General features: G+C 58.5%; 11 protein-coding genes. 1 reads left to right on the top strand and 10 read right to left on the bottom strand.

Annotated elements, in window-relative coordinates:
• Nucleotides 1-71 precede the first annotated feature (71 nt).
• The 4 genes from alr to PG722_RS12520 are packed head-to-tail and all read right to left on the bottom strand — an operon-like array spanning nucleotide 72 to nucleotide 3,186.
• The gene (alr, locus tag PG722_RS12535; protein WP_270580721.1) at nucleotides 72-1,190 is read right to left on the bottom strand and encodes an alanine racemase; all 1,119 of its coding nucleotides are present in this window, start codon (nucleotides 1,188-1,190) and stop codon (nucleotides 72-74) included.
• Nucleotides 1,191-1,228: 38 nt separating this feature from the next.
• On the bottom strand, nucleotides 1,229-1,774 hold the full coding sequence (locus PG722_RS12530) for a hypothetical protein (protein ID WP_270580720.1): 546 nt from the start codon (nucleotides 1,772-1,774) through the stop codon (nucleotides 1,229-1,231).
• A 45-nt stretch (nucleotides 1,775-1,819) separates the two neighbouring features.
• Nucleotides 1,820-2,686, bottom strand: coding sequence for an NAD(P)H-hydrate dehydratase (locus PG722_RS12525; protein WP_270580719.1), 867 nt, complete (start codon nucleotides 2,684-2,686; stop codon nucleotides 1,820-1,822).
• 11 nt (nucleotides 2,687-2,697) lie between these two features.
• On the bottom strand, nucleotides 2,698-3,186 hold the full coding sequence (locus PG722_RS12520; RefSeq protein WP_117487840.1) for an LURP-one-related/scramblase family protein: 489 nt from the start codon (nucleotides 3,184-3,186) through the stop codon (nucleotides 2,698-2,700).
• Nucleotides 3,187-3,292: 106 nt separating this feature from the next.
• Between PG722_RS12520 and PG722_RS12515 the strand changes: the two genes are divergently transcribed.
• Complete coding sequence (locus PG722_RS12515; RefSeq protein WP_188885884.1) at nucleotides 3,293-3,865, top strand: N-acetylmuramoyl-L-alanine amidase family protein; 573 nt, start codon at nucleotides 3,293-3,295, stop codon at nucleotides 3,863-3,865.
• Between the two features lie 45 nt (nucleotides 3,866-3,910).
• On the opposite strand, the gene PG722_RS12510 is transcribed toward PG722_RS12515, so the two are convergent.
• The 6 genes from PG722_RS12510 to murB form a co-directional block, all read right to left on the bottom strand.
• Complete coding sequence (locus PG722_RS12510) at nucleotides 3,911-4,624, bottom strand: SDR family NAD(P)-dependent oxidoreductase (protein ID WP_270580718.1); 714 nt, start codon at nucleotides 4,622-4,624, stop codon at nucleotides 3,911-3,913.
• Nucleotide 4,625: 1 nt separating this feature from the next.
• Complete coding sequence (gene pfkA / locus PG722_RS12505; RefSeq protein WP_117751128.1) at nucleotides 4,626-5,600, bottom strand: 6-phosphofructokinase; 975 nt, start codon at nucleotides 5,598-5,600, stop codon at nucleotides 4,626-4,628.
• A gap of 130 nt (nucleotides 5,601-5,730) precedes the next feature.
• Complete coding sequence (locus tag PG722_RS12500) at nucleotides 5,731-9,249, bottom strand: DNA polymerase III subunit alpha (protein WP_118760488.1); 3,519 nt, start codon at nucleotides 9,247-9,249, stop codon at nucleotides 5,731-5,733.
• 1 nt (nucleotide 9,250) lies between these two features.
• Nucleotides 9,251-10,144 carry a DNA-binding protein WhiA gene (gene whiA / locus PG722_RS12495; RefSeq protein WP_110437061.1) on the bottom strand — a complete coding sequence of 298 codons (894 nt, stop codon included), beginning with the start codon at nucleotides 10,142-10,144 and terminating at the stop codon, nucleotides 9,251-9,253.
• 52 nt (nucleotides 10,145-10,196) lie between these two features.
• Complete coding sequence (gene rapZ, locus PG722_RS12490; RefSeq protein WP_110437062.1) at nucleotides 10,197-11,054, bottom strand: RNase adapter RapZ; 858 nt, start codon at nucleotides 11,052-11,054, stop codon at nucleotides 10,197-10,199.
• A gap of 60 nt (nucleotides 11,055-11,114) precedes the next feature.
• Nucleotides 11,115-12,029 carry a UDP-N-acetylmuramate dehydrogenase gene (gene murB, locus PG722_RS12485; RefSeq protein ID WP_110437063.1) on the bottom strand — a complete coding sequence of 305 codons (915 nt, stop codon included), beginning with the start codon at nucleotides 12,027-12,029 and terminating at the stop codon, nucleotides 11,115-11,117.
• Between the last annotated feature and the right edge of the window lie 325 nt (nucleotides 12,030-12,354).

Below are 12,354 nucleotides of genomic sequence, written 5' to 3'. Positions count from 1 at the left end.
ACTGTATAATGCAGAAAAGCGGAGAGAGAAAAATCTCCTCCGCTTCATCTTATGCACGCAATGTCAGTAAATTACCGATAGAAGCGCGGCACGCGCCGGCTGATGGCGCACAGCACCTCGTACGAGATGGTGCCCGCCGCGTCTGCTGCGTCCTCTGCCGTCCAGCCTTCCGGGCCGAACACGGTCACTTCGTCACCGCGATGTACGTCTACGCCCTCCGGAATACGCACCATGCACATATCCATGCAGATGCGGCCGAGCACAGGCGCTTTCACGCCACCGAGCAGCACCTGCGCCTTGCCCGAGCCGGTACGCAGATAGCCGTCCGCATAACCCATTGAGATAACCGCCATATGGGTCGGCTCTGCCGTCTCGAAGGTGCGGCCATAGCTGATGGTCGTATTCGCCGGAATATCGCGCACCTGCACCACACGCGCCTTGACGGTCATGGCGGGTCTCAGATCGAGCACCGGCGGCACGGAGGCATCCGGGCGATAGCCGTACAGGATAATGCCCGCACGGGTCATCGTGCAGTGCATCTTCTCGTAGGTCTGGATAGCACCGCTGTTCGCACAGTGGCGCAGCGGCAGGTCAAGACCGGCCGCTTGCAGACCCTCGCACACATCCGAGAAGCGCTTGTACTGCAGCTCGGTGTATTCCTCGCCCGAGGGCACGTCGGCAACCGCAAAATGCGTGAAAATGCCTTCGCTGATCAGGCCCGGCAGCTTGGAGCACGCAAGGATATCCTGCACGGTCTGCTCACACTCCCACGACGGGAAGCCGAGCCGCGTCATGCCGGTATCCAGCTTGTAGTGTACGGTGACCGGCTTGCCGGTGCGCTCTGCTGCCGCGCTGATGAGTTCTGCGGTCTCGCGGTCATACACCGGCACGGTGATGCCGTACTGCGCCGCCGTGTCCATGTCCTTCTCGTCCACATAGCCAAGGATGAGGATAGGCGTTTCGATGCCTGCTTCTCGCAGCTCCACACCCTCCGGAATGGTCGCTACCGCAAAATACGGTGCGTCCATCTTCTCCAGCCGCTTAGCCACCTGTATGGCACCGTGACCGTATGCGTCCGCCTTAACGACACACAGGACCGGCGCCTGTGCCTGCTCACAAATCACGCGATAATTATGCTCGATCGCACCGAGGTCGATCTCCGCCCAAGTGCGGTGTTGATTTACTTCCATTGTTTTCGTCACTCCAACAGAACCGTTTGGCTCCTGATTTACTGACAGGATTCCACCTGTATGGTCAGCACGCGCGCACCGTCCTCATACAGCTCGGCATAGACCGGCTGCAGATCGCTTTGCCGCAGCCACACCTGCTTTTCCACGCTGTCGTCTGCATTTTCATAGCGCAGCACGAGCAGGCTTTCGCCGTTCGTGCGCTCGCTCCACACCTGCGCAGGCGCAGCGTACCGCAGATCGTTCAGCAGGCAGAACCACGCGTCTGCCGGTGTCAGTCCGGTATGCCGAGGAGCAATATCATCCAGCTGCAAGTCGTTGTACTGCAGCGTGAACGTGCCGTTCTCCTCACCTGAGATGCGCCCGCCGATACCGGCGACCGACTCCGGTGCGGTCAGCGTGAAGGAATCGCTGTCCTCTCTATTATAGACATAGTCGCTTTCAAATTCCAGTACAGATTCGTCCAAATCCGAGATTATTTTCAAATGCGCCGTACAGCTGTCCAGCGATGCGAAATGCGCACGCACATCCTCGGCACTCATTTCCGCTGAGCGGCCGCAGCCGCAGAGCAGAACAAGCGCCGCCAAACCACACAGCAGCCTGTTCAGATTACCACTCCTTTGACCGGTTTATCACCATGTTTTCGAGTTATAGCGTTTCAGCAGAATCGGCAGCTGCGTCAGCATATCGCTCGGCGTCATGCCGTATTCGCTCAGCGCGTTCGCAGCCAGATCTCCGGCTCTGCCGTGCAGCCACGCCGCCGTACATGCCGCCGGAACCGCATCAATGCCCTGTCCGCACAGCGAAACCAGCATGCCTGCCAGAACATCCCCGCTGCCGCCTTTCGCCATGCCGGGATTGCCCGAGGTATTGCGATAGCAGCCGCCGTCCGGCGTGAAAATGCGGGTGCGGTGTCCCTTATAGAGCACAATGCACCGGCAGTCCTGCGCGAACTGTGCCGCGTCCGCAGCGGTCGCGTCCGGCTTGCCGCTGAGCCGTGCGAACTCGCCCGCGTGCGGCGTGAGCACGACCGGCTTTGCCGTTCGCCGCAATATATCCTTATGCCCGGCAATCGAATTTATGCCGTCCGCATCGAGTACAATCTGGCAGGCAGCTTTTTCGAGCAGCGTACACACGATTTCGGTCAGCGTATCCGAACGGCCGAGTCCGCACCCGATGAGCAGCGCGTCCGCCTTTTCGGCAAGCGCAAGCAGCTTCGGCAGTGCGTCCATGGAAAACAACCCGTTTTCATCCTGCGGCATGGGCCGCACGACCGGCTCATTCAGCTTGACCGCCAGCACCGGCCACGCACCCTGCGGAACTGCCAGCGTCACAACGCCGCTTCCCATGCGGACCGCGCCCTGTGCCGAAAAATATGCCGCACCTGTATATCCTGCCGAGCCGCACACGCACAGAATGCGGCCGTAGTCGTTTTTATTTGTCTCCGGATTGCGCGGATGCAGTACGCCGTCCGCGAAGCCCTGGTTTATCTCAATCATATCGTTTCCTTTCAAGTCGAAGCCGCTGCCGCGTTCGCCTGCGCGTGCACTGCGTCGATTGCGAGGACGACCGCCAACGCAAGTGTTTCGTCTGCGGAATCGGCAATGTCCAGCTGATAGCAGTCACCCCAGGTGAACCACTCCTTGGAGATGGACACGATCTCGCGTCCGTTCTGCGTGATGCGGTACTCATGCGCCCAGAAATCACCCTCGATCGTCCAGTCGAGACCCTCGATCTCGTATTTTTCGTAGAAAAATGTAAGCCGCTTGACGATTTCCGCGCGTTCCACGCCGTCGATGTACACGAAGAACCGCGGCATCATGCTGAACACCTTCTGCTGGATGAAGGCAGTCTCGTGTCCGGTCAAGTCGGTGACATACAGCTTCTTGCCCCACGAGAAAAACTCACCCTCGACATGGTATTTGTCGGCGCCGGTTTCATCAAAAACGGTAAACCGATCCACCCAGGAGAATACCTTTTGTTTGATATATAATTTCATATTGATCCCACCTCTCTTTTCTTACAGAATAACACGGCGTGTGCTGACCGTCAAGCACGGACGTTCTGCCGCGCTGCCGCATAGGCTGACACGAGGAGGTGATACTTTGGCGATCAAGATTTTTGTCGATCAGGGACACAATCCGTCCGGTCCGAACACCGGCGCGGAAGGCAGCGGTCTGCTCGAACAGGATGTGACCTACGCGGTCGGCGTGTATCTGGCTGATCTTCTGCGGGCAGACCCGCGGTTTGAGGTGCGGCTGAGCCGCAGCACACCCGAAGAAATCCTCGGCACAAGCAATGCCACCAGTCTGGCCGAGCGCGTGCGGCTGGCGAATGAGTGGCCTGCGGATTACTTCATCAGCATCCACTGCAACGCGAACGTAAATCCTGCCGTCAACGGCACTGAGGTGTATGTTTATCAGGAAAATACGCAGGCGTACTGGCTGGCGCAGCATGTGCTCGCCGGCATTGTTGCGCGTGTCGGCACACGCGATAACGGCGTGCGCATCCGTCCGAGCCTGTATGTCCTGCGGCGGACACAGATGCCTTCGATTCTGGTCGAGCTGGCATACCTGACCAATGCTTCCGATGCGATGAAGCTGGAAAACGATCCGTTCGGGTTTGCACAGGGCATTTATAACGGTCTGCTCAGTTATTTTGACTTTGAACCGTATTAACGAAAAAAAGCGAGAGGTTTTACCTCTCGCTTTGCGCTTATTTTATTAGAAACCGCCAGTCACACCGAGCACCTGTCCGGTAATGAAAGACGACTTATCCGAGCACAGATACAGAATACTGTCCGCGACCTCGGCTGCCGCGCCGACTCTTCCGAGCGGTGTCTGATCGGCAAGCTCCTGCATGGTATCCGCACTGTGCATGGCGTTCATGTCGGTGTCGATCACGCCCGGTGCAATGCAGTTGACCCGGATATTGCTCGGGCCAAGCTCCTGCGCGAGCGACTTGCTCAGGCCGATAATCGCAGCCTTGCTCGCGGAATAATGGCTCTCGCAGGACGCGCCGCACTCCCCCCACATGGAGGACACCGTGACGATGCTCCCCTTGTGGTTGTGCAGCATTTCGGGCAGCACGGCGCGAATCGTACGCACCGTACCCATGAGATTGACATCCAACATGTGCATCCAGTCCGCGTCCGTGATATTTTGGAACAGCTTCTGTTCGGCGATGCCTGCGTTGCAGACCACGGCATCTATCGTGCCGAACCGCGCCTTCCCTTCCGCGACCGCGAGTTCCACTGCCGCAGTATCCTGCTGATCGGCTGAAAGTGCGAGTGCGCCGGTCTCCCCAGCGAGCCTGTCCGCCGCTTCCCTGCTTTTGCTGTAAGTAAACGCGGTATTCCATCCGTTTTCGGCAAACACGCGCACACAGGCGGCACCGATGCCGCGCGAGCCTCCGGTGATGAGAACAGTCTGCGCCATGTTAGATGGCAACCGTCTGCTGTGCCTCGAACAGACACTGGTTCAGATCCTTGCTCTGTGCCAGACCCTCCTCAATGTCGATATCGGTAACAATGTTGTTATCCGAAACAACAACGCGGTTGGTCTTGCCCTCCATCAGAGCGCGAACTGCAGCGTAGCCCATGCGGGTCGCCATAACACGATCCATAGCAGACGGAGAGCCGCCGCGCTGGATATGGCCGAGGATGGTAACACGGGTATCGATGCCGGTCGCCTCGTGAATCTGGTCTGCAACGTCCTGTGCGGAGCCATAGCCCTCGGCTACGATGATGATATGGTGGTTGCGGCCCTTGATACGGCCGATGCGCATTCTCTCTACGATCTCGGTGTCGAAATCCAGCTGACGCTCGGGCAGGCAGATCGCGGTCGCGCCGACTGCACAGCCAACCTGCAATGCCAGATGACCTGCACGGCGGCCCATGACCTCTACGACCGAGCAACGCTCGTGGGACTGCATGGTGTCGCGCAGCTTATCGATGCACTCGATCGCGGTATTGCAGGCGGTGTCAAAACCGATGGTGTAATCCGAGCAGCCGATATCATTATCAATGGTACCCGGAACGCCGATGCACGGAACTCCCTTGCGGGAAAGCGCCTGTGCACCGCGGAATGTACCGTCACCGCCGCAGCAGATCAGGCCGTCAATACCGAGGTAACGGCAGGTGTCAGCCGCCTTCTGCAGACCTTCCTCAGTCAGCATTTCCTTGCAGCGTGCGGTGTACAGCATGGTGCCGCCCTTGCGGATAATGCCGTCTACACTGCGGGCACCCATCTCGATGATGTCACCGTTGATGAGACCGCTGTAGCCGCGGCGAATGCCAAGAACGGAAATATCGTGTGCGCTTGCGCTGCGGACTACCGAGCGAATAAGTGCGTTCATACCGGGTGCGTCGCCGCCGCTGGTAAGTACGCCGATTCTGCGAATTTGTTTATCCATGATAAAGCCTCCCTGTTGTCGGGTCTGTTTTCTTTCTTAGCGGCACAGTCGATGCCGCACTGACCTCTGTATTGCAGTTCTGTTTCCCTCTGCGGAAACCGTCTCTCTCCCTACGGATAAACACAGTCTCCTATTGTATTATAACATCTTCCTCGCGCAAGAGAAAGCGTAATTTTGTTAAAAATGCAATATCCGGTTTGCACCAGTACCGGCGGGCAGCGAGCGTCTTTTTCTTCGTGTCCATCGGGTAGAGATAGACCGGCGTATCGCCGGGCTGCGTGCGCAAAACCTCTTTAATCTGCGTCCATTCATCACCCTGCAGACTGGAAATACGCAGAAACAGCTTTTGCGGCGCCAGCTTTGCCGCCTGTGCATCGGTGTAGACCGATTTCTGCGTGCCCTTTTTCGGCTGCTGCAGGCTCTCCACCGCACTCTCGGTGAGCGGCTGCGCTTCGTTCAGCAGCACCTTGGGCGCCTCATCCTCCCGGGCGTCGATCTTACCGGTGAGCAGGACTGCGCTGTCCTCGGTGAGATATGCGCCGCACTGCTGCAGCGAACGCGGGAACACGACAAGCTCAATCGCCGCTGTGTCATCCTCTGCGGTGACATATGCCATCATCGAGCCGTTCTTGGTCGATTTCAGACGCACCGCCGTGATAACACAGGCAAGCCGTACGGTCATGCCGTCCTTGTAGACCGGCTGGCTGCTCTCGCCCGTCAGGTCGTCGATGATCTGCTTGACGGAGGCCGCCTGTGCCTTCTGCGTCAGGCTGCGGTACTCGTCCATCGGGTGACCGGAGAGGTACAGACCGGTGGTCTCCTTCTCCATCGCCAGCAGCTCCCGCTTGGGTACTTCCGGAATGTTCGGCATCGCAATCTGCGTGTCGCGCACCTCGTCGTTGCCCATGCCGAATAGGTCCATCTGCCCCTCGATGTTCTTCTTGCGGTTCTGGGCAATGGCATCTACCACGGGATTGACGATTTTCAAAAGCTGACTGCGGTAGTAGTGCATGGAATCGAACGAGCCTGCCTTGATGAGACTTTCAAGGGCTCTGCGATTGAGTTCGCGGTCGTACATGCGCTCGCAGAAATCCTGGAACGAGGTAAACAGGCCGTTCGCCTCTCGCTCCTCGACAAGCTGCTTCATAAACGAGCGTCCCACACCCTTGACGGCTGCCAGACCGAAGCGGATATTCTCGCCCGCAACCGAAAACTCATCGTAAGACTCGTTTACGTCCGGCGGGAGCACCGCGATGCCCATATCACGCGCCGCCTGAATATACTCGGAGATCTTGTCCGAAACATCCAGAACGCTCGTCAGCAGCGCCGCCAGATACTCGCGCGGGTAGTGGCATTTGAGGTACGCCGTGCGGAACGACACGACCGCGTAGCAAACCGCGTGTGCCTTGTTGAACGCATAGTTTGCAAAATCCATGATCTCGTCAAACAGACTTGCCGCAACTGCTTCGGGCACGCCGCGCTTGATAGCGCCGTCAATGCCCAGCTCCTCGTTGCCGTAGATGAAGTTAACGCGCTCCTTTTCCAGCTCCTTCATCTTCTTTTTACTCATGGCGCGGCGCACCATATCTGCCTTGCCGAGCGAATATCCCGCAAGGCTCTGGAACACCTGCATGACCTGTTCCTGATAGATCATACAGCCGTAGGTGACGCTTAAAATCGGCTCGAGCAGCGGATGCTTGTACGTCACCTTTTCCGGATGGTGGCGGCACTCAATGTAGCGCGGAATGGACTGCATCGGACCAGGTCGGTACAGTGCAACGACTGCGGTAATATCTTCGATGGACTGCGGGCGCAGACCGGTAACGACGTTGGTAATGCCCGCGCTTTCCAGCTGGAACACGCCCATGGTCGAGCCCTTGCCGAGCATCTCGTAAGTCGCGGGGTCGCTCATATCCACGTTCTCGATGGAAAAATCCGGCGTGTGACGGCGAATCAGCTTTTCCGCGTCCGCGATAACGGTCAGGTTGCGCAGGCCGAGGAAGTCCATCTTGAGCAGACCAAGTTCCTCGATGGTCACCATCGTAAACTGCGTTACCATCTGGTCGCCGTTGCGCGAAAGCGGAACGTAGGTGTCCACGGGGTTTTTGGTGATAACCACGCCTGCGGCATGCGTCGATGCGTTGCGCGGCATGCCCTCGAGCGCACGCGCAGTGTCGATCAGCTCGCGCACCTGTGGCTGCTCGTCATACATTTTCTTGAGTTCCGCGTTGATGGTCAGCGCCTTGTCGATCGTAATGTGCAGCTCGTTCGGCACCTGCTTGGCAACCGCGTCAACATCGTTGTACGGAATGTTGAGCGCACGGCCGACATCGCGGATGGCACCACGGGCAGCCATCGTGCCGAACGTGACAATCTGCGCCACGCGGTCCTTGCCGTACTTGCGGGTAACGTACTCGATGACCTCCGGACGGCGAACATAGCAGAAGTCCACGTCGATATCCGGCATGGAGACACGCTCCGGATTCAAAAATCGCTCGAAGTACAGCGAGTAGTGAATCGGGTCAAGGTCAGTGATAGCGAGACAGTACGACACGATCGAGCCTGCAGCCGAGCCGCGTCCGGGTCCGACCGGAATGCCCTGACTTTTCGCGTAGCCGATAAAGTCGGACACGATGAGGAAGTAATCGACAAAGCCCATCTTGGCGATCATGTCGATCTCGTACTGCAGACGCTTGCGCACGGTGCCGTCGTCGTTCGGATAGCGTCTTGCGAAGCCTTCATCGCACAGCTTCTGCAGATATTCGAGCGAGGTGTAGCCGTCCGGCACATCGAATTCCGGCAGGTGGTACTTGCCAAACTCGAACTCGACCTGACAGCGTTCTGCGATCTTTACCGTGTTGGCGAGTGCCTCCGGGTGCTCCGGGAACAGCGCCGCCATTTCGTCCGCATCCTTGATGTAGAACTCCTGCGTCTCGAACTTCATGCGGGTCGGGTCATCCACGGTCTTGCCCATCTGAATTGACATCAGCACGTCCTGAATGCGCGCATCCGCCTTGGTCAGATAATGCGCGTCGTTCGTTGCCACCAGACCGATGTTCAGCTCCCTGGAAAGCTGGTACAGACCCTCATTGACTTTCTGCTGCAGCGGAATGCCGTGGTCCTGAATTTCAAGATAGAAATGCTCCCGGTCAAAAATATCGAGGAACTGCTCGCAGAGGTCATACGCGCCGTCCATATCACCGTCCGCCAGCGCACGCGGAATCGCGCCCGCCAGACAGGCAGACAGACAGATGAGTCCTTCGCTGTGCGCGCGCAGCAGCTCCATGTCGATACGCGGCTTCATATAGAAGCCCTCCGAGAAGCCGCACGACACCATGTGGATGAGGTTGCGGTAGCCGGTCATGTTCTCGCACAGCAGGATGAGGTGCGTGTGCCACTCGCCGTTGATGTAGCTGCGGTCAAAGCGCGAATGCGGCGCCAGATACACCTCGCAGCCGATGACCGGATGGATTCCCTTCGCCTTGCAGGCGCGGTAAAAGTCGATCACGCCGTACATGACGCCATGGTCGGTCAGCGCGCAAGAGGTCTGCCCCAGCTCTGCCACACGGTCCACCAGCTTTTCGATACGGCAGGCGCCGTCCAGCAGGCTGTATTCGCTGTGGACATGCAGATGTGCAAATGGTACCAATTTAGTCCTCCTTCTCCGCAAGCTCGATGATCTTTTTCAGGCGGTGGCTCAGTCCCGGTTTGGAGATGGGCGGGTCAAAGCGCTGCGCCAGCTCGGACAGGCTGTCCGTCGGGTATTCCAGACGCAGGCGCACGGTCTCCCACAGGTTGCCCGGAAATGCGTCCTCCCCCCGGCTATCGATCAGCGCCTGAATCGCCGCGATCTGCCGCGCCGATGCATCGGCGGCCTTCATCATGTTCGCGGTCTCGCAGTTGACCTGCCGGTTGATCGTGTTGCGCAGATTCTTCTCTACCTTCGCCTGCATCAGCTCCATCGCCGCGTGCGGCGCACCGATGCGCGTGAGGAAATCCTCCGCGCTTGCGCCGTCCTTGAAGTACAGCAGATACGCGCTGCCGCGCCGTGCCTGCTTGGGTGATAAACCTAAATCAAGCATCAGGCTTGTCTCCTCGCCCGACAGACTCTGGTGGGTGGTTTTCAGCTCGAGATGGCTTTTCTTGTCCGGTCCCGCGACCGTGCCGCCCATAAGGAAGGCGCCGCGCAGAAAGGACGCAATGCAGCAGTCCTCCTCGAGCAGATTGCGATTGATATGATAGGTGATATGGCTCTTGCAGTCGTAGCCGAGCGCATCAAACACGCGTCCGATCTGCGCCGGTTCGGTGAGCACAAGCTGCTGCTTGCGGCCTGCCTTCTGCGGCTCGCACTCGACAAAAAACGCGCGCTGCAGCAGCGCCTGCAGGCGACGGACAACGGTCATGTTCTCCGCCGACAGCCGTATCTCCTTGTGCGAAAAAACCGAGGCATGGAGCAGTGCGCCGTAAACCTCGGCACGCGTGCAGCAGGCGCGCTGCATGGATACCCGGCACAGCTCGTTTTTGACCTCGGTTGAAAAAGACATATATTCTCTCCGTTCTGTACAGCACGCTTCGCCTGTCCGGAACGAAGCGGGTTTATCTCTGGTAATCACGGTGCATGGTTACTACACCGTATTCCTTCCTGCGCAGGTGTTCGCTCAGCGCCTCGGTGATAGCGACCGAGCGGTGCTTGCCGCCGGTGCAGCCGATGCTGATGATCAGATTCGCCTTGCCTTCCGCGATATAGCGCGGCAGCAGAAAGTCGATCATGCCCGTCAGGTAGCGCATCAGCACATCCGCCGTACCGCCGCGGAACACATAATCGCGCACCTCCGGATCGGTGCCGTTGCGCTCGCGCAGGCTCATTTCGTAATAGGGATTGGGCAGGAAACGCACATCGAACACAAGGTCGCTCTCGGGCGGAATGCCGTACTTGAAGCCGAACGACTGCACGATGACCTCGAACACCTCTCCGCTCTCGGTGCCGGAAAACAGCGTCAGCAGACGCTCGCGCAGACCGGCGGCAGACAGTCCGGTGGTGTCCACCACAAAGTCGGCACGGTCGCGCAGACCGGACAGCATTTCGCGTTCCTTTTCGATGGCGGCTGTCATGGACATGCCCTTTTCCATCAGCGGATGCTTGCGGCGCGTTTCCTTGTAGCGGCGGATGAGCGTCGGCGTGTCCGTGTTGAGGAACAGGATGCGGTAATCGCAGCCCATGCTCTTGATCGAATCCAGCGAATCAAACAGCTGCTGAAAATCGCCGCCTGCACGCACATCGGTGACGAGCGCCACACGTTCATAGCGTTCGGTTGCCGCCAGACAGATCTCCGCGAAGCGCGGTATGAGGGAGATCGGCAGATTATCGACGCAGTAATAGCCTAAGTCCTCAAGCGTGGCGACCGCGCGGCTCTTGCCTGCGCCCGACATACCGGAAACGATCAAAAAATACATGTTACCTTTCCCCCTGCCCTGTGGTTCTGCTGTGATAACGCCGCCGAGCGGCGCTGCTGATTATTTTACGATGCGCACCTCGCACTCCAGCTCCACGCCGAACTGCTCACGCACTCTGTTCTGCACCAGTTCGATCAGACGCAGCATGTCATCGCATGTTGCACCGCCGCGGTTGATGAGAAATCCCGCGTGTTTTTCCGAAACCTGTGCCGCGCCGACGCTCGTGCCCTTGAGACCGGCCTGCTCGATAAGCTGGCCCGCAAAGTGTCCCACGGGACGCTTAAAGGTCGAGCCTGCCGACGGGAAGTTGAGCGGCTGTTTGTCGCGTCTGCGCTGCGCGAAATCGTTCATCTTATCCAGAATCGCCGCCGAATCGCCGTTCTGCAGCTGCATGGTCGAACGGAGCACCGTCCAGTCCGGATGCTTGCGGAACACGCTGGTACGGTAGTCAAAGCCGTGCTCATCGCCCTTGAGGGTGCAGATATTGCCTTCGCCGTCCACGAACTCGGTCTCCTGCACAATGCCGGCCATCGTGCCGTCATACGCACCCGCATTCATGTAAACCGCGCCGCCCAGACTGCCCGGAATGCCGCCGGCAAACTCGGCTCCGGTCAGACCGGAACGCTGTGCGCGGCGGGCAATGCGGCTGAGCAGCGCACCCGCCTCGGCAGAGACGGTGTTATCCTCGTTTACGCGGACTTCATCCAGCTCGGATGTGCAGACAACCGCACCGCGGATGCCCGCATCGGCCACCAGCATGTTGGAGCCGTTGCCGAGCAGCAGGAACGGAATATTGCGCTCGCGCAGTACGGCAAGTGCCGCGGTCAGTTCCCTGCGGGTCTTCGGCTGCACGAACAGGTCGGCCGGTCCGCCGATGGCGAACGTGGTATGGCGGCGCATGAGTTCGTTTTCTGCAATATCTATTTCAGGTGCGGCCTCTCGCAATGCCGCGATGCAATCCTTAATATGCTCCATAAGGCGTTTAATCCTCCAAAAATCTATATAAAAAGTTTAAGTGGTATACCCTCGGAATTCCTGCCGCGTCATGCGGCGGCGCATCGAAGGTCCGACACCGGGAGCAGGCTCCGGTTTGTCCTGCCGTGCCGTTTTGGTTTTTGCTTTACTGTTTATTATAACAAATGTAGATGGGATGCGCAATCAGTCCGAGCGGGTTTCCGCAGATTTTTTCGGTTAAAAATCAGTTTTTTCTCTATGCGGCACCGGCTGACCGGGGTACACGAACCGCATAAGCGGTTCGCCCCTAACGGGCGGCAGCCTTTTTCTCTGCACCGGCTGAGCG

The organism is Butyricicoccus sp. OF27-2pH9A, assembly GCF_027693185.1.
Lineage (GTDB): Bacteria > Bacillota > Clostridia > Oscillospirales > Butyricicoccaceae > Agathobaculum > Agathobaculum butyriciproducens.
This window is presented reverse-complemented; position numbering and strand designations above follow the sequence as displayed.

Coding starts and splice junctions, on each gene's coding strand:
- alr (WP_270580721.1), bottom strand. CDS start 1,190: ATGGAAGTAAATCAACACCGCACTTGGGCGGAGATCGACCTCGGTGCG.
- whiA (WP_110437061.1), bottom strand. CDS start 10,144: ATGTCTTTTTCAACCGAGGTCAAAAACGAGCTGTGCCGGGTATCCATG.
- PG722_RS12525 (WP_270580719.1), bottom strand. CDS start 2,686: ATGATTGAGATAAACCAGGGCTTCGCGGACGGCGTACTGCATCCGCGC.
- PG722_RS12520 (WP_117487840.1), bottom strand. CDS start 3,186: ATGAAATTATATATCAAACAAAAGGTATTCTCCTGGGTGGATCGGTTT.
- PG722_RS12510 (WP_270580718.1), bottom strand. CDS start 4,624: ATGGCGCAGACTGTTCTCATCACCGGAGGCTCGCGCGGCATCGGTGCC.
- pfkA (WP_117751128.1), bottom strand. CDS start 5,600: ATGGATAAACAAATTCGCAGAATCGGCGTACTTACCAGCGGCGGCGAC.
- rapZ (WP_110437062.1), bottom strand. CDS start 11,054: ATGTATTTTTTGATCGTTTCCGGTATGTCGGGCGCAGGCAAGAGCCGC.
- murB (WP_110437063.1), bottom strand. CDS start 12,029: ATGGAGCATATTAAGGATTGCATCGCGGCATTGCGAGAGGCCGCACCT.